The following is a 15,379-nucleotide window of genomic DNA, read 5'->3' as shown; positions in this document are numbered from 1 at the left end:
CGATGCCCTTTGTGCTTTGGAACACCATATTTCCGCGAACGAGATCATCGACATAACGCCTCGGAATGACGCCTTGACCGCCTTTCCACGGATGCCCGTCCTTTACGTCCTGCTGGCGATCGCCGCCGGCCTTGCCGCAGGCCCCGTGCGGGCGCAATCCGCCGTGGCCGACGGCCAGAAGCTCGCCTTCGACCGCGGCAAGGGCAATTGCCTGACCTGCCACGTCATCAAGGGCGGCGACCTGCCAGGTACGATCGGGCCGGAGCTGAAGGACATCAAGTCAAAATACCCTGATCGCAACGAGCTGGTCGCGATCATCTTCGACGAGACCAAGCGCAATCCGCAGACCATGATGCCGCCGTTCGGCCGGAACCGGATTTTGACCGAGCAGGAGATCAGCGCGATCGTTGATTTCCTCCAGACCCTGTGACTTCAGGCACGCCAGGAGACCTCCGATGACCACGACCACCGGCCCTCATCCGACGCGGCGCCTGATCCTTCAGGGCGCAGCCGGCGTCGCGCTGCTCGGCCTCGGCCACCTGCCGTTCGCGCCCGCGCGTGCAGCGGCCAACGACAAATATCCGGAAGAAGCATTCAAGCAGAAGAGCGAGGCGGACGCGATCAAGGCGCTCTACGGCAAGACCGCCGAGCCCTCCGACAAGGTCAAGCTCGACGCACCCGAGATCGCCGAGAACGGCGGCGTGGTGCCGATCTCGGTGACGACGACGCTCGACAAGGTCACCTCGATCTCGTTCTTCGTGGCCGAGAATCCGAACGCGCTCGCGGCAAGCTACAAGATTCCCGATGGCACGGTCCCCGCTGTCGCCAACCGCCTGAAGATGGCCAAGACCACCAACGTGACCGCGATCGTGGAAGCCGACGGCAAGCTCTACAGCGCGACCAAGGAAGTCAAAGTCACAGTCGGCGGCTGCGGCGGTTAGGAGAATCCAGATGGCATCCAGCATTCGCGTCCGCGCCACGGCCAACGGCGACATCACCGAGGTGCAGGCGCTGATCCAGCACCCCATGGACACCGGCCTGGTGAAGGACGCCAAGGGCGAGGTGATTCCGGCGCACTTCGTCCAGCGGCTGAAGTTCGAATGTAACGGCAAGGACGTCTTCGTCGCGGATTGGGGCACCGCGGTCTCCAAGGACCCCTACGTCAAGTTCAGCTTCAAGGGCGCCAGGAAGGGCGACGACCTCAAGGTCTCCTGGACCGACAACAAGGGCGGATCGGACACGACCACCGCGAAGATTTCGTGATGAATGTCCGCTTCTGTCTCCTGCTTGGTTCGGTGAGCGCCGCGCTGGTCGCGTTCGCCCTCACCTCTCCGCGCGTGATCGCGGCCGACAAGGTCGATCCCGTTGCCGATGCGAAAGCGTTCCAGAACTTCTTCTTCCAGAAGTTTCCGACCGTGAAGCACGAGGATTTCGTCAACGGTCCTTATTCGATGAACGAGGACATGAAGCGGCAGTGGCAGGAGAAGGAGGAATTCCCGCCCTACGAGTTCGCGCTCGACGCCGGCAAGGAGATGTTTGCGACCCCGTTCAGGAACGGCAAGACCTATGCCGACTGCTTCCCGAACGGCGGCATCGGCATCCGCCAGAACTATCCTTACTTCGACACTGCGGAAGGCAAGGTCGTCACGCTGGAGCTCGCGCTCAACCGCTGCCGCGAGGCCAATGGCGAGGCGCCCTACTCCTACGTCAAGGACGAGATGGCCTCGCTGACCGCCTACATGGCGTTCACCTCGCGCGGCAAGCCGATGGACATCAAGATCCCCGACGACCCGCGCGCGCTCGCCGCGTACGAGAACGGCAAGCGCTACTTCTACACGCGCCGCGGCCAGATGAATTTCTCCTGCGCGAGCTGCCATGTGCAGAGCCCGGGCGAGCGCATCCGCGCCGAGATCCTGGCGCCGGCACTCGGCATTCTGAACGCGATGCCGATCTACCGCTCCGAATGGAGCGGCATGGGCACGACCAGCCGCCGCTTCGTCACCTGCAACAGCCAGACCCGCGCGGTTCCGCTGGAGCCACAGGCCGATGAATATCGCGACGTCGAATATTTCCTGTCCTACGTCGCCAACGGCCTGCCGATTTCAGGGCCGGGAGCGCGGCCATGAAGCTGTCACTTCCTCTCGCCATGCTGCTCGCATTGAGCCTCGCGCCAGCGGCGCGCGCGGCAAACGAGGCGGACTACAAGGCGGCCTATGCCACCGCGGAGGCCGCCTCCAAGGAGGCAGCCGGCATGCGCAACCAGTGGACCGTGACCGTATCTGCGCTGGCGGCAGCCAAGAAGGCGGCCGACGGCGGCGATTTCGACCGCGCGGTTGCCGCTGCCAAGGAGGCCGAGGCGCTGGCGAAGGCCTCGATCTTCCAGGCGACGTCTGAAAAAGAGGCGTGGAAGGCGATGGAAATCCGCTAGACTAAAAATCTCGTGGAACCGTCGAATTGCCGTTGAGAGGCGCGGAGAATTTCTGGATGGCCATCCGCCGCCGCGATTTCCTGAAGAGCACCGCTGCTGTCGCCACATCGCTCAGCCTGCCGCGGCTCGCGCGCGGCGCCGAGGCCGCGAGCATTTACGACCTCGAACGGTTCGGCAATGCGCGCATCCTGCACACTACCGACACGCATGCGCAGCTCAACCCGGTCTATGTCCGCGAGCCCAGCGTCAATATCGGCATCGGCGAGATGGCAGGACGGCCGCCGCATCTGGTTGGCCGCGCCTTCCTCGAACGGTTCGGGATCCGCTCGGACAGCGCCGATGCCTATGCCTTCAGCTGTTTCGAATTCGAGAAGTCCGCGGGCCGCTTCGGCAAGCTCGGCGGCTTCGCCCATCTGAAGACACTGATCGATCGCTTGCGCGGCGATGCCGGCGAAAAGCACTCCGTGCTCGTCGACGGCGGCGACCTCTGGCAGGGCACGGGTCTTGCCAACATCATGCAGGGCCGCGACATGGTCGAGGTCGCCAATCTGCTGGGCATCGAGGCGATGACCGGGCATTGGGAATTCACCTATGGCGAGCAGGCGCTGCGCGACAATCTCGAGCGCTTCAAGGGCGAATTTCTGGCGCAGAACGTCTTCCTGACCGAGGAAGCCGCATTCAACGACGCTCCCGCCTTCGACAAGGCGAGCGGACGCGTGTTCAAGCCTTCGATGATCAAGGAGCTCGGCGGCCATCGCGTTGCGATCATAGGCCAGGCCTTCCCCTATGTGCCGATCGCGCATCCGAAGCGGTTCACGCCGGACTGGACTTTTGGCATCCGCGAGGAGGAGTTGCAGAAGCATGTCGATGCCTTGCGCGCCACCGAGAAGGTCGATGCGGTCGTCCTGCTGTCGCACAACGGCATGGACGTCGATCTCAAGCTCGCGAGCCGCGTCACCGGCATCGACGTCATCCTCGGCGGCCATACCCATGATGCGATCCCGCAGCCCATCGCGGTGAAGAACGCCAGCGGCACCACGCTCGTGACCAATGCCGGCTCCAACGGAAAATTCCTGGGCGTCCTCGATCTCGCGCTCGACAAGGGCAAGGTCGGCGATGTCAGGTATCATCTGCTGCCGGTCTATTCCGAGTTGCTGAAGCCCGACCCTGGCATGGCCGAGCTGATCGGCCGGGTGCGCGCGCCGCATGTGACCGACTGGTCGGAGAAGATCGCAACGCCCGACCGCCTGCTCTATCGCCGCGACAATTTCGCCGGCCCCGTCGACGAGCTGATCTGCACCGCGCTGCGCAGCGAACTCGACGCCGAGATCGCGCTATCGCCGGGCTTCCGCTGGGGCGTCACCGCACTATCCGGCCAGCCGCTGACCATGGAGGATGTGCTCGCGGAAACCGCGATCACCTATCCCGAGACCTATGTGCAGGAGATGACCGGCGCCCAGATCAAGGATGTGCTGGAGGACATCTGCGACAACCTCTTCAACCCCGACCCCTATTACCAGCAGGGCGGCGACATGGTGCGCGCCGGCGGGCTCAGCTACACCTGCACGCCAACGGGTACGGTCGGCAGCCGCATCTCCGAGCTGAAGCTCAATGGCGGCAAGGCGCTCAGCGCGAGCCACCGCTACAAGGTCGCGGGCTGGGCCTCGGTCAACGGCCAGCAGGGCGCACCCGTGTGGGATGTCGTCGCCAAATATCTGCGCTCGGGCCGGATGTTTCAGGAGCGACTCGGCTCCGGCGTGACGCTGAAGGGCGTCGAGGGCAATCCAGGCATTGCAGGACAGGGATGATGCGGTGGCGGATCTGTCGCGCGATGCTGCTGGCGGCGCTCACCTTCGCCACGCCATGGGCCTCGGCACAGCAGGTGCCGCTCCAGGACAAGCCGTTCGCCGAGCACAGGATCGTGCTTCAGCTCTCCGACGGCGATGTGAAGAAGCACGCGCTGGTGCTGAGCGTCGCCAACAATCTCCTGAAGGCCTACGATCCCGACAAGGTCGCGATCGAGGTGGTGGCGTTCGGCCCCGGCATTGATCTCCTGTTCACCGGCAGCGAACGCCGCAAGCAGGTCGAAAGCCTGATCGCACAGGGCGTGCGCTTCGATATCTGCCTCAACACGCTCGACACGATCGAGCGGGAGAGCGGAAAACGGCCGGAGTTCATCCCCGCTGCGACGCCGGTGCAGGTCGGGGTCGGGCAGATCCTGTTCCTGGCTGAGAATGGGTACACGGTGGTGCGGCCCTGAGCCTTCGGCCGTGGCACGACGCCGCGACAGCCTCGGTGTCATTCCCCGCGACCCGGCTACGCCAAGGCTTCGCCGGGGCTGAGGTCTAGGGGCGCCGAAGCTTTAGCGTAGGCGGCAAGCGGGGAATCCAGTACGCCGCGGCCCCTCCGTATCCCACCACGGCCTCTGGAATACTGGATCGCCCGCCTTCGCGGGCGATGACAGCGGTGGTGGGGCGAGGATCTGCGGCAAAACCGCCCCCCGCCCCATCACGCAGAGTAAGAATTTTCTAAATTTCACTCTCTACACAGTGAATTGCTTCTCTTTCCAGCCTCTGGCGTAGTAGAATCCTCGAAACCAGTTCCACGCCGGGTCTTGCCATGATCTTTCGCCAGCTCTTCGACAGCGTTTCGGGCACCTACAGCTATGTCCTCGCCAGCCGCCCCGGCGGCGAGGCGTTGATCCTCGATCCCGTGCTGGAGAAGGTCGACCGCTACTGCCAGCTGCTGCGCGAGCTCGACCTCAAGCTGGTGAAAGCCGTCGACACCCATCTCCATGCTGACCACGTCACCGGTCTCGGCGAGCTGCGCGACCGCACCCATTGCATGACCGTGATGGGCGACCAGACCAAGGCCGACGTGGTGGCGATGCGGGTCGCCGACGGCGACAAGGTGACGATCGAGGGCCTGTCGCTCGACGTGATGTACACGCCCGGCCACACCGACGATTCCTACTCCTACCTGATGGGCGACCGCGTCTTCACCGGCGACACGCTTCTGATCCGCGGCACCGGCCGCACCGATTTCCAGAACGGCTCGTCGCGCGCGCAATACGATTCGATCTTCAATCGCCTGCTCAAGCTGCCGGACGAGACGATGGTGTTCCCGGCGCATGACTACAAGGGCGACACCGTCTCCACCATCGGCGAGGAGAGGCGCTACAATCCGCGGCTCCAGGTGCGTTCGGTCGACGAATATATCGAGCTGATGGCGAACCTGAAGCTGCCCAATCCGAAGATGATGGACGTCGCGGTGCCCGCCAACATGCATGTCGGCCTGCATCAGGAGGAGTTGGAGAAAGAGGGCCGCGCGGTCAGCGCCGTCGAGGCGATCCGCATCCTCGGCCGTCCCGACATCCTGCTGGTCGATCTGCGCGAGACCAATGAGCGGTTGAAGCACGGCATGCTCGAAGGCGCGCTGCATACGCCCTATCCGTCCGTCGAAGACAGCCTGAAGCCCGGCGGCATGCTGCGCGAAGTCGCGGCCGCCACCGGCCGCCGCGTCGTGTTCTTCTGCGCCTTCGGCGAACGCTCGGCGATGGCGGTGGCCGCCGCCAAGGAAGCCGGTCTTTCCAACACCGCCCACATTGCCGGCGGCATCGATGCCTGGAAGAAGGCCGGCGGGCCGGTGATGCACTGACGCCCCCTTCTTGCGGTAAGTCAGGAACCGCACATATTTTCGGGGTAGAAGCGGATGACGCATCACCATCCGGGATTCATCCATGGCCAAGACCGGCAAGCCCAGCAGGCCGCCCAAAGTCGCTGATGACAAGCAAGCGGACGACAGGGCGAAGAAGCCCCCGCCTCCGCTCGACGACGACGATTGCGACGACGGCGACATCGCGACGCCGAAACGCGACCGCTACGGCAATGATGACGAGCCGTTGTGAGGGATCGCTGCTGGTTTTGACCCGACCCTGGCGCCACACTCTCCGCTGTCGTCCCTGCGAAAGCAGGGACCCATAATCCCAGGCAGTAGTTTGGCGGGGGGGCGTCGTTCGGTACTGCGACCAACCACGATCGATAGATTCCGCGGTATGGGTCCCTGCGTTCGCAGGGACGACAGCGGGATGCGTCCGCGCTACCTGCCATGCGCCCGCGTTCATGGACAAATAACGGCTCTGCCCGATAGTTTGCGCGTCCCCCTTTAGGACGTGAAACGGAACTGCAATGGTCGACGTTCTCGCTGCACCGCAACAAGGCAAGGCGGACAGCGCGCTGCGCACGCTGACCGGGATTTCGATCGCGCATTGGGTCAGCCATTTCCATCTGCTGGTCCTGCCGATGCTGTTTCCGTTCCTGAAGAGCCAGCTCGGCGTCGGCTATATCGAGCTCGGCTTCGCGCTCACCGTCTCGGCGGTCGTATCCGGCCTGACGCAGGCGCCGACCGGCTATCTCGTCGACCATTTTGGCGCACGCAAGATCCTGCTGGGCGGGCTCGCGCTCGGCGGCTTCGCGCTGATCCTGCTCGGCCTGCATCTCAGCTATGCCTCGCTGATTGCCTGCGCGGTGCTGCTGGGTCTCGCCAACAGCGTCTACCACCCCGCCGACTACGCCATCCTGGCCGAACACATGGATGAGGCGCGGATGGGCCGCGCCTTCTCGGTCCACACCTTTGCCGGCTATCTCGGCGGCGCCGTGGCGCCGGCGATCGTCGCGGCGCTCGTCACCATCTCCGGCGGCACGGGTGCGCTGATCGCGTCAGGCGGGATCGCCGTGCTGGTGGCCCTGCTGCTGGTCGTCATGAACATTCCCGATGCCGGCGCGCACAAGACCAAGCCGGGCAACGAGAACGCGCCGAAGCAGGCCGTGATCACGCCGGCGCTGATCACGCTCACCGCGCTGTTCATGCTGCTCAGCCTGTCGGTCGCCGGCATCAACAATTTCGGCGTGGTGGCGCTGATGAGTGGCTACGGCGCGTCCTACTCCGCCGCCAACGTCGCACTCACCGCGTTCCTCGCCGCCAGCGCCGCAGGCGTGCTCGCCGGCGGCTTCCTCGCCGACCACACCGCGCGCCACGGCTATGTCGCAGCCGCTTGCTTTGCCGCGAACGCAGCGATCGTGCTGCTGATCGCGCTGGTCACGCTGCCCGGCTGGATGCTGACGGCCGCGATGATGATGGCGGGCTTCCTCTCCGGCGTGATCGCGCCCTCGCGGGACATGCTGGTGCGCAATGCCGCGCCTGCCGGCGCCGCGGGCCGCGCCTTCGGCATCGTCTCCACCGGCTTCAATCTCGGCGGCATCGTCAGCCCGCTGCTGTTCGGCTGGATCATGGACCAGAGCGCGCCGCACTGGGTGTTCGGGGCGTCCGTGATCTTCATGGTGGCAACCGTGGTGCTGTCGCCGTTCACGGAACGGAAGCCTGCCAAGGCTGCGACGCAACCCTGAGCGCACTTCCCCGCGGTTGACACTTCGCTTGCGCGCCCGAAAATGCGCTCAAGCAAAACGACAAACTGGGAAGAAACACCATGAGCACCCCTGACCTCGTGATCCGCGGCGGCACCGTCGCGGATGGAAGCGGCGGCGAATTGTTCGAGGCTGATGTCGCCATCACTGCCGGCAAGATCACCGAGGTCGGGAAGATCTCCGCGAAGGGACGGGAAGAGATCGACGCGCGCGGCAAGCTCGTCACGCCCGGCTTCGTCGACGTCCACACCCATTATGACGGCCAGGTCACCTGGAGCCAGGACATCACGCCGTCGTCGCAGAACGGCGTCACCACGGCCATCATGGGCAATTGCGGCGTCGGCTTCGCGCCGTGCAAGCCCGCCGACCACACCCGCCTGATCCAGCTCATGGAGGGCGTCGAGGACATTCCGGAGCCGGTGCTGAGCGCCGGCATTCCCTGGGCCTGGGAGAGCTTTCCGGACTACATGAATTGGCTGTCGAAGCGCGATTTCGACATCGATGTCGGTGCGCAGCTGCCGCATGCCGCGCTACGCGTCTATGTCATGGGCGAGCGCGGCGCACGCCGCGATCCCTCGACGGCGGAAGACAACGCGGCGATGGCGAAGCTCGCGGGCGAAGCGGTGCGCTCGGGCGCGCTGGGCTTCTCGACCTCGCGCACGCTCAACCACCGCACTTCGACCGGCGATTTCACGCCGACGCTGAAGGCCGGCGAGGACGAGCTCACCGCCATTGCCGGCGCGATGCATCGCGAGGGCCGCAGCGTGCTGCAATTCGTGCTCGACCTCTCCACCCTCCACGAAGATCTGCCGATGATGCTGCGGGTGGCCGACGCCACCAAATGCCCGATCTCGTTCTCGATCACGCAGAACGACAAGGCGCCGCAGCGCTGGCGCCAGACGCTGGACGAGATCAACGCGGCCGCCAGGCGCGGCCTTTCCATCACCGCGCAGATCGCGGCGCGCCCGGTCGGCCTGCTGCTCGGGCTCGAGCTGTCGCGCAATCCGTTCCAGACCCATCCGAGCTACAAGGCGATCGCGCATCTGCCGCTGAAGGAGCGGCTGGCGCGGCTGCACCAGCCGGAGGTGCGCAAGGCGATCCTGAGCGAGACGGCGACCGCGACCGACGATCCGCTGTTCTTCCGGCCCAACTACGACAAGATGTTCCTGCTCGGCGATCCCCCCGATTACGAGCAGCCGCCGGAGAACGCGCTGGGCCCGCAGGCGCGCAAGCAGGGCCGCCAGCCGGAAGAGCTCGCTTACGATGCGATGCTGTCGGATGGGGGCAAGGGCATGCTCTACGTGCCCTTCCTCAACTATGCCGACGGCAATCTCGACGCGACGCGGGAGATGCTGATCGATCCGCAATCGGTGCCCGGCCTCTCCGACGGCGGCGCGCATTGCGGCATCATCTGCGACGCGAGCTTCCCGACCTATCTGCTGACGCACTGGACCCGCGACCGCACGCGCGGCGAGAAGCTCACGATTCCCTTCGTGGTCGCCGCGCAGTCGCGCAAGACCGCGCTCTCGGTCGGCCTCACCGATCGCGGGCTCGTTGCGCCCGGCTACAAGGCCGACGTCAACGTGATCGACTACGACCGGCTGCATCTGCATCCGCCGAAGGTGCATTACGATCTGCCGGTCGGCGGGCGGCGGCTGTTGCAGGATGTCGACGGCTATGAGGCGACGATCGTGTCGGGCGTGGTGACGCGGCGGCACGGTGAGGCGACGGGACGCCGGCCGGGGAAGTTGATCCGGGGTGCGCAGGGGGTGGCGAGCTAGCGCAGCGTGGCCGCTTACCCTCCCCTGGAGGGGGAGGGTAAGAAGACCGCCCTTACGTCGGCGAGACCGCACCCTTCAGTGCTGCGCCTTGCGGGGCCGCACCGCGGGTCAGCCTGGCCTTTTCCGTGTTCGGCCACAGCAGCAGCAGGCCAATGACACCGGAGCCAACCATCACCACCGCGTTGATGGTGAAGCCGGTCAGGTAGCCGTCGAGCATGCTGCCGGCGCGCTGGATCACGGCGCCCATCACGCTCGGCGCGATGATGCCGGAGAGCGTGTAGAGCGCGCCATAGATGGCGATGACAGCGCCGCGCTGCGAGGCCGGCGTAAACTCGCCGAGCATCGGCGGGCAGACGACGTAGATGGCGCCGCAGAGGCCCGAGCCGATGACGAGCGACGCGATCTGCCAGCCAGCGCCCGAGACATGCGGCATCATCGCCAGGATCAGGCCGCCGAGGATCAGCGGCACCGAGCCGAGCACGCCGCGCGAGATGCGCGTGGTGTAGCCGCGCGCCATCATCACCTGCGAGATCCAGCCCGTGAGGATGACGATTGTGGCGCCGAACACCCAGGGCAGGATCGAGACGAAGCCGGCCTGACTCTGCGAGAAGCCGAGGCCCTTGACGATGAACGGCGTGAACCAGGTGAGGCCGAGCGACAGCGCCCAATAGGCCCCGAAGGTCGCGATCACGCAGCCGAGGAAGGTGCGCGAGGTCAGAAGCTGCACATAAGGGATTTTCGGCTCGGTGACGGCGAGAACCTGGGTGTCCTCGAGCGGGCCTTCCTTGCCGAACGTCAGCCAGGCACAGACCCAGAGCAGGCCGACGACGCCAAGCGCGCCGAAGGCGTAGTGCCAGGAATGATTGACGATGACCCAGTTCAACGCCGGCACGGCCAGGATGACGCCGAAGGCCGAGCCTTGCGACAGGATCGCGGTCGGCAGCGTGCGCTTCTCGTCGGGGAACCATTTGTAGATGGCGTGCGCCGCGACCGAGAAGGCCGGGCCCTCGCCCGCGCCCAGCACGATGCGGCAGATCAGGAGCGTGGTGAACGAGACGGTGCCGACCATCGGGAACTGCGCCAGCGCCCAGATCACCGCCAGCGTCAGCAGCACCCAGCGCGTCGGCACCTTGTTGACGATGAAGCCGACCACGATGGCCGAGATCGAGAACAGGAAGAAGAACGAGGAGCCGAGCAGGCCGAATTGCTCGGCGTCGAGCTTCAGGTCTGTCATGATCGGCACGCCGGCGAGACCGACGACGATCTTGTCCGCGAAGTTCACGACCATGAAGAGAAAGAGGAGAAATGTGACGGTCCAGGCGCCCTTCGGCGTTGCCTTGCCTTCCCCTGCCGTCCTGCCCGCAACGTCGGGCGTTCCCTGAGCGCTCATCAATCTCCCCGTATGTCTTTTTGTCGGCACGTTTTTGATTTGGCCGTCTTGGGAGCTAACAACGGCTTCAAGGCCAACGCAACCCCGGCATTTCCACGGCAAGTGTGCTACGCAGCATTGAGTTAATTCCGTCCGGCGCATTGACCTTGCTGAGCATCCGAAACCTCTCAAAGACCTTCTCCTCGGCCGGCGAGCCGGTCCATGTGCTGCGCGGTGTCGACCTCGACCTCAAGGCCGGCGAGCGTGTCGCGCTGACCGGCGAGTCCGGCAGCGGCAAGAGCACGCTGTTGCACCTGATCGCGGGTCTCGATGCGGCCGACAGCGGCACAATTCGCCTGGAGGACACCGAGGTCACCAAGCTCTCGGACGCGGGCCGGGCCGAGCTGCGGCGCGACCGGATCGGCCTGGTTTTTCAGCAGTTCAACCTGATCCCGAGCCTGTCGGTGGCGGACAATCTCGCCTTCCAGGCGCGGATCGCCGGCCGGCATGATGCGGCATGGTCAAAGGAGCTGGTCGAGCGGCTCGGGCTCGGCAATCTGCTCAAGCGTTATCCAGAGCAATTATCGGGCGGCCAGCAGCAGCGGGTCGCGATCGGCCGGGCGCTGGCGACAAAGCCCTCACTGCTGCTCGCGGACGAGCCGACCGGCAATCTCGACGAGGATACCGCCGACGACGTGCTGGCGCTGACACGCGACCTCGTCACGCGCACCGGCTGCGGCTTCCTGATGGTGACGCACAGCCTGCATCTCGCCGGCACGCTCGACCGCCACGTGACCTTGCATGCGGGGCGGATCGCATGAGGCGCGCGCTCTGGGTCCTCGCGGTGCTGCTGAGCCACTGGCGACGGCACAAGATGCAGTTCGCGACGCTCCTGATCGGACTGATCGCGGCGACCGCATTGTGGAGCGGCGTGCAGGCGATCAACCAGCAGGCCCGCAATGCCTATGACCGCGCGGCGGCGACGTTCGGCGGCGTGCGCACGGCGATGCTGGTGGCGCCTGATGCCGCGACCTTTTCGCAGGAGCTGTTCATAAAACTCCGCCGCGCGGGCTGGCCGGTCTCGCCGGTGCTGGAAGGCCGCGTCCAGGTCAACGGACGTTCGGTGCGGCTGCTCGGCATCGAGCCGGTGACGATGCCGGCCGACGTCGGCAACGCGCCACGCCTTGGCGCCTCGGATTTGAGCAGTTTCGTTGCGCCGCCCGGCCAGACATTGGCGGCGCGGGAGACCTTGACCGATCTGCAGGAACAGGAAGGCGCGGCACCGCCGATCAGCAACGGCGCAAAACTGCCGCCGCTGCGCGTGCTGCCGCAGCTCGTGCCCGGCGTGCTGGTCGTCGACATCGGCGTCGCGCAGCACCTGCTGAACAAGCCGGACCAGGTGTCGCGGCTTTTGATCGGCAAGCCGAAGGGCAAGCCGGCGCCGCTGGCCAGTATCGTCGGCGAGCAGTTGCAACGGGTCGAGCCGAATGCGGAGACGGAGCTGGAGCGCCTCACCGACAGCTTCCATCTCAACCTCACCGCCTTCGGCCTGCTGTCGTTCTTCGTCGGTCTCTTCATCGTCAACTCCGCCGTCGGCCTCGCCTTCGAGCAGCGGCTGCCGATGCTGCGCACGTTGCGGGCCTGCGGTGCCTCGGCGCGGCTGGTCAACACGGTGCTGGTGGTGGAGCTGGTGGCGCTGGCGCTGGTCGCGGGATTGATCGGGCTCGTCTGCGGCTATTTCATCGCGGCTGCGCTGTTGCCCGACGTCGCGGCGTCGCTGCGCGGGCTCTATGGCGCGCAGATCCCGGGACAGCTCACATTGCGCTCCGAATGGTGGCTCGCCGGCATCGGCATCAGCATCGCCGGCGCGATCGTGGCCGCCGCGACCAGCCTGATCAAGGCGGTCAGGATGCCGGTGCTGGCGACCGCACAGCCGTACGCCTGGCAGCAGCGGCAGCGCCGCTGGCTGGTCCTGCAGAGCGGTGCGGCCTGCGCCGTGTTTGCGGTCGCGCTGTTGCTCCTGCACTACGGGCAATCGCTGATTGCGGGATTCGGCGTGCTCGGGGCGCTGATGCTGGGCGCGGCGCTGATCCTGCCTACCTTCCTCGAGATCATCCTGCTCGCGGGCCAGCGCTGGGCGAAGGGGCCGCTGGCGCTGTGGTTCTGGGCGGACAGCCGGCAACAGCTCTCCGGCTTGTCGCTGGCCCTGATGGCGCTGCTGCTCGCGCTGGCCGTCAATGTCGGGGTGTCCACCATGGTGGAAACCTTCAGCCGCACCTTCGTCGGCTGGCTCAACGGCCGGCTTGCCGCCGACGTCTACATCAGCGCCTCCGACAATGCGCAAGGCGTGGCGATCCGGAATTGGCTGAAGGAGCGCGCCGACGTACAGGCGATCCTGTCGGGCGGACGCGCCGATACGCAGGTTCAGGGGCAGCCGGTCGAGTTGCTCGGCCTGCCCGATCACGCACTCTATCGCGAGCGCTGGCCACTGCTGGAGGCCGCGCCGCGCGCCTGGACCCAGCTCGTGCCGGGCAATGCCGCCTTCATCAGCGAGCAGCTGAGCCGACGGCTGAATGTGCGCGTCGGCGATGTCATCGAGGTGCCGGCGCCGGGCGGCACCTGGGAGCTCGACATCGCCGGCATCTATGCCGACTACGGCAACCCCAAGGGGCAGCTCGCCGTCAACGTCGCGGCGCTGATCCGGCACTTTCCGCAGACGCCGCAGACGCGGATCGGCCTGATGGTCGCGAAGGAAAATATCCCCGGCCTGATCGCGGCGTTGCAGAAGCAATTCGCGCTCGACGACCGCAGCGTCGCGGACCAGGCGACGGTGAAGGCGGAATCGATCCGGATCTTCAACCGCACCTTTGCGGTGACGTCGGCGCTCAATGCCTTCACGCTCGGCGTGGCCGGCATCGCGCTCTTGACCAGCCTGCTGACACTGGCGAATTCACGCCTGCCCCAGCTCGCGCCGCTGTGGGCGATCGGCATCACGCGGCCGCGCCTTGCCGCGATCGAACTGACCAAGACATTGTCGGTTGCGCTGTTCACAGCGCTGCTGGCCGTGCCGCTCGGATTGCTGGTGGCGTGGTGCCTGATCGCCATCGTCAATGTGAAGGCGTTCGGCTGGCGGCTGCCGTTCCACGTGTTTCCGCTGCAGCTGGTGGAGCTGGTCGCGGTCGCGCTGATCGCTTCGCTGCTTGCCGCGCTGCTGCCGATGATACGACTGGCGCGGATGCAGCCGGCGAGCCTCGTCAAGGTGTTTGCCAATGAGCGCTGACAGAATATCGCGGCGCGCCTTCGCCGGCGGCATCTTCGCCCTCGCGGCTGCCCGCCGCGCCGGCGCGCAGGGCTATGCCGGGCTCGGCGAGACCGCCGACGGCTTTGCGAAGGTGACGCCGGGAAAGACGTTCAGCTTTCCGGCCGATCACGGTCCCCATCCGGAGTTCCGCATCGAATGGTGGTATCTCACCGCGAATCTCGTCGATGGCAGCGGCGCGGCTTGCGGCCTGCAATGGACGCTGTTCCGCCAGGCGGCGCAGCCGGGCCCGCAAGGCGAAGGCTGGGCCAATCAGCAGATCTGGATGGCGCATGCGGCAGTGACGCGCGCCGACACCCACCGCTTCAGCGAGGTGTTTGCGCGCGGCGGCATTGGACAGGCCGGCGTCACCGCAAAGCCATTTGCGGCGTGGATCGACGATTGGGAGATGAAAGGGTCCGAGCGTACCGACGATCGCATTTTGGCGCCGCTGACGCTGAGGGCTTCGGGCACCGACTTCAGCTACGCGTTGACGTTGGAGGCCGACCGACCTGTGGTGCTGCAGGGCGATCACGGTTTCAGCCGCAAGTCCGAGCGCGGGCAGGCCTCTTACTACTACAGCCAGCCGTTCTACCGCGCGCGCGGCACGCTCACCATCGACGACAGGCCGGCCGATGTTTCCGGTCAGGCCTGGATGGACCGCGAATGGAGCAGCCAGCCGCTCGATACCGACCAGACCGGCTGGGACTGGCTGTCGCTCCATCTCGCATCCGGCGACAAGTTGATGCTGTACCGGTTGCGGCAGAAGGACGGCCAGGACTATCCGTTCGGCAACTGGATCAGCGCCGCGGGCGACACGCAGATGATCGCGGGTGGCGATATCCAGATGAGTCCGAAAGCGACCGCCGAGATCGCGGGACGCAAGCTGCCGGTGGAATGGCAGATCGCGATCCCCTCACGATCATTTTCGATTGTCTGCAGGCCGCTTAATCCAAAAGCCTGGATGGGGACCGGCTTCTCCTATTGGGAAGGACCGATCAGCTTTGCCGGCACGCATGACGGCGTTGGCTATCTCGAGCTGACCGGCTATTGAGGCGCGACCTCTTCAAGGAAAACAGT

Annotated in this window: 15 protein-coding genes; 14 read left to right on the top strand and 1 reads right to left on the bottom strand. The window is 65.8% G+C overall.

Features of this window, described 5'->3' with window-relative positions:
• The first annotated feature begins 73 nt into the window (after positions 1 to 73).
• The 11 genes from soxX (at position 74) to BJ6T_RS05005 (ending at position 9,632) form a co-directional block, all read left to right on the top strand.
• A complete protein-coding gene (gene soxX / locus BJ6T_RS05050) occupies positions 74 to 430 on the top strand; it encodes a sulfur oxidation c-type cytochrome SoxX (protein WP_014491214.1) in 357 nt (118 codons plus the stop codon).
• Between the two features lie 25 nt (positions 431 to 455).
• The gene (gene soxY, locus BJ6T_RS05045) at positions 456 to 941 is read left to right on the top strand and encodes a thiosulfate oxidation carrier protein SoxY (RefSeq protein WP_014491213.1); all 486 of its coding nucleotides are present in this window, start codon (positions 456 to 458) and stop codon (positions 939 to 941) included.
• A 10-nt stretch (positions 942 to 951) separates the two neighbouring features.
• Positions 952 to 1,263 carry a thiosulfate oxidation carrier complex protein SoxZ gene (gene soxZ / locus BJ6T_RS05040; RefSeq protein WP_014491212.1) on the top strand — a complete coding sequence of 104 codons (312 nt, stop codon included), beginning with the start codon at positions 952 to 954 and terminating at the stop codon, positions 1,261 to 1,263.
• Positions 1,263 to 2,126 carry a sulfur oxidation c-type cytochrome SoxA gene (gene soxA / locus BJ6T_RS05035; protein ID WP_014491211.1) on the top strand — a complete coding sequence of 288 codons (864 nt, stop codon included), beginning with the start codon at positions 1,263 to 1,265 and terminating at the stop codon, positions 2,124 to 2,126. Before soxZ ends, soxA begins: the two co-directional genes overlap by 1 nt.
• Complete coding sequence (locus BJ6T_RS05030) at positions 2,123 to 2,428, top strand: hypothetical protein (protein ID WP_014491210.1); 306 nt, start codon at positions 2,123 to 2,125, stop codon at positions 2,426 to 2,428. The genes soxA and BJ6T_RS05030 overlap by 4 nt, the downstream gene beginning before the upstream one ends.
• Before the next feature lie 56 nt (positions 2,429 to 2,484).
• Complete coding sequence (gene soxB / locus BJ6T_RS05025; protein WP_014491209.1) at positions 2,485 to 4,236, top strand: thiosulfohydrolase SoxB; 1,752 nt, start codon at positions 2,485 to 2,487, stop codon at positions 4,234 to 4,236.
• On the top strand, positions 4,236 to 4,688 hold the full coding sequence (locus tag BJ6T_RS05020) for a DsrE family protein (protein ID WP_014491208.1): 453 nt from the start codon (positions 4,236 to 4,238) through the stop codon (positions 4,686 to 4,688). The genes soxB and BJ6T_RS05020 overlap by 1 nt, the downstream gene beginning before the upstream one ends.
• 359 nt (positions 4,689 to 5,047) lie before the next feature.
• The gene (locus BJ6T_RS05015) at positions 5,048 to 6,085 is read left to right on the top strand and encodes an MBL fold metallo-hydrolase (RefSeq protein WP_014491207.1); all 1,038 of its coding nucleotides are present in this window, start codon (positions 5,048 to 5,050) and stop codon (positions 6,083 to 6,085) included.
• Positions 6,086 to 6,167: 82 nt separating this feature from the next.
• Positions 6,168 to 6,335 (top strand): hypothetical protein, encoded by a 168-nt coding sequence (locus BJ6T_RS46935; RefSeq protein WP_014491206.1) that lies wholly within the window; start codon positions 6,168 to 6,170, stop codon positions 6,333 to 6,335.
• A 280-nt stretch (positions 6,336 to 6,615) separates the two neighbouring features.
• Positions 6,616 to 7,833, top strand: a complete 1,218-nt coding sequence (locus BJ6T_RS05010) for an MFS transporter (RefSeq protein WP_014491205.1) — start codon at positions 6,616 to 6,618, stop codon at positions 7,831 to 7,833.
• Positions 7,834 to 7,913: 80 nt separating this feature from the next.
• Positions 7,914 to 9,632 carry an N-acyl-D-amino-acid deacylase family protein gene (locus BJ6T_RS05005; protein WP_014491204.1) on the top strand — a complete coding sequence of 573 codons (1,719 nt, stop codon included), beginning with the start codon at positions 7,914 to 7,916 and terminating at the stop codon, positions 9,630 to 9,632.
• A gap of 52 nt (positions 9,633 to 9,684) precedes the next feature.
• Here BJ6T_RS05005 and BJ6T_RS05000 read toward each other — a convergent pair whose 3' ends face one another.
• Complete coding sequence (locus BJ6T_RS05000; protein WP_014491203.1) at positions 9,685 to 11,022, bottom strand: MFS transporter; 1,338 nt, start codon at positions 11,020 to 11,022, stop codon at positions 9,685 to 9,687.
• 146 nt (positions 11,023 to 11,168) lie between these two features.
• Between BJ6T_RS05000 and BJ6T_RS04995 the strand changes: the two genes are divergently transcribed.
• The 3 genes from BJ6T_RS04995 to BJ6T_RS04985 are packed head-to-tail and all read left to right on the top strand — an operon-like array spanning position 11,169 to position 15,353.
• On the top strand, positions 11,169 to 11,822 hold the full coding sequence (locus BJ6T_RS04995; RefSeq protein WP_028169958.1) for an ABC transporter ATP-binding protein: 654 nt from the start codon (positions 11,169 to 11,171) through the stop codon (positions 11,820 to 11,822).
• The gene (locus tag BJ6T_RS04990) at positions 11,819 to 14,281 is read left to right on the top strand and encodes an FtsX-like permease family protein (RefSeq protein WP_014491201.1); all 2,463 of its coding nucleotides are present in this window, start codon (positions 11,819 to 11,821) and stop codon (positions 14,279 to 14,281) included. The genes BJ6T_RS04995 and BJ6T_RS04990 overlap by 4 nt, the downstream gene beginning before the upstream one ends.
• Entirely contained in the window at positions 14,271 to 15,353 is a 1,083-nt protein-coding gene (locus tag BJ6T_RS04985) for a lipocalin-like domain-containing protein (protein WP_014491200.1), read from the top strand. The genes BJ6T_RS04990 and BJ6T_RS04985 overlap by 11 nt, the downstream gene beginning before the upstream one ends.
• The last annotated feature ends 26 nt before the right edge of the window (positions 15,354 to 15,379 follow it).

Origin of the sequence: Bradyrhizobium japonicum USDA 6 (assembly GCF_000284375.1) — a bacterium.
Taxonomy (GTDB): Bacteria; Pseudomonadota; Alphaproteobacteria; order Rhizobiales; family Xanthobacteraceae; genus Bradyrhizobium; species Bradyrhizobium japonicum.
This window is presented reverse-complemented; position numbering and strand designations above follow the sequence as displayed.

Excerpts from the sequence above, each read along its gene's own strand:
- BJ6T_RS05005 (WP_014491204.1), top strand. The coding sequence starts at position 7,914 with ATGAGCACCCCTGACCTCGTGATCCGCGGCGGCACCGTCGCGGATGGA.
- BJ6T_RS05010 (WP_014491205.1), top strand. The coding sequence starts at position 6,616 with ATGGTCGACGTTCTCGCTGCACCGCAACAAGGCAAGGCGGACAGCGCG.
- BJ6T_RS05000 (WP_014491203.1), bottom strand. The coding sequence starts at position 11,022 with ATGAGCGCTCAGGGAACGCCCGACGTTGCGGGCAGGACGGCAGGGGAA.
- soxA (WP_014491211.1), top strand. The coding sequence starts at position 1,263 with ATGAATGTCCGCTTCTGTCTCCTGCTTGGTTCGGTGAGCGCCGCGCTG.
- BJ6T_RS05030 (WP_014491210.1), top strand. The coding sequence starts at position 2,123 with ATGAAGCTGTCACTTCCTCTCGCCATGCTGCTCGCATTGAGCCTCGCG.
- soxY (WP_014491213.1), top strand. The coding sequence starts at position 456 with ATGACCACGACCACCGGCCCTCATCCGACGCGGCGCCTGATCCTTCAG.
- soxZ (WP_014491212.1), top strand. The coding sequence starts at position 952 with ATGGCATCCAGCATTCGCGTCCGCGCCACGGCCAACGGCGACATCACC.
- BJ6T_RS46935 (WP_014491206.1), top strand. The coding sequence starts at position 6,168 with ATGGCCAAGACCGGCAAGCCCAGCAGGCCGCCCAAAGTCGCTGATGAC.
- BJ6T_RS05015 (WP_014491207.1), top strand. The coding sequence starts at position 5,048 with ATGATCTTTCGCCAGCTCTTCGACAGCGTTTCGGGCACCTACAGCTAT.
- BJ6T_RS04990 (WP_014491201.1), top strand. The coding sequence starts at position 11,819 with ATGAGGCGCGCGCTCTGGGTCCTCGCGGTGCTGCTGAGCCACTGGCGA.
- BJ6T_RS05020 (WP_014491208.1), top strand. The coding sequence starts at position 4,236 with ATGCGGTGGCGGATCTGTCGCGCGATGCTGCTGGCGGCGCTCACCTTC.
- soxB (WP_014491209.1), top strand. The coding sequence starts at position 2,485 with ATGGCCATCCGCCGCCGCGATTTCCTGAAGAGCACCGCTGCTGTCGCC.
- BJ6T_RS04985 (WP_014491200.1), top strand. The coding sequence starts at position 14,271 with ATGAGCGCTGACAGAATATCGCGGCGCGCCTTCGCCGGCGGCATCTTC.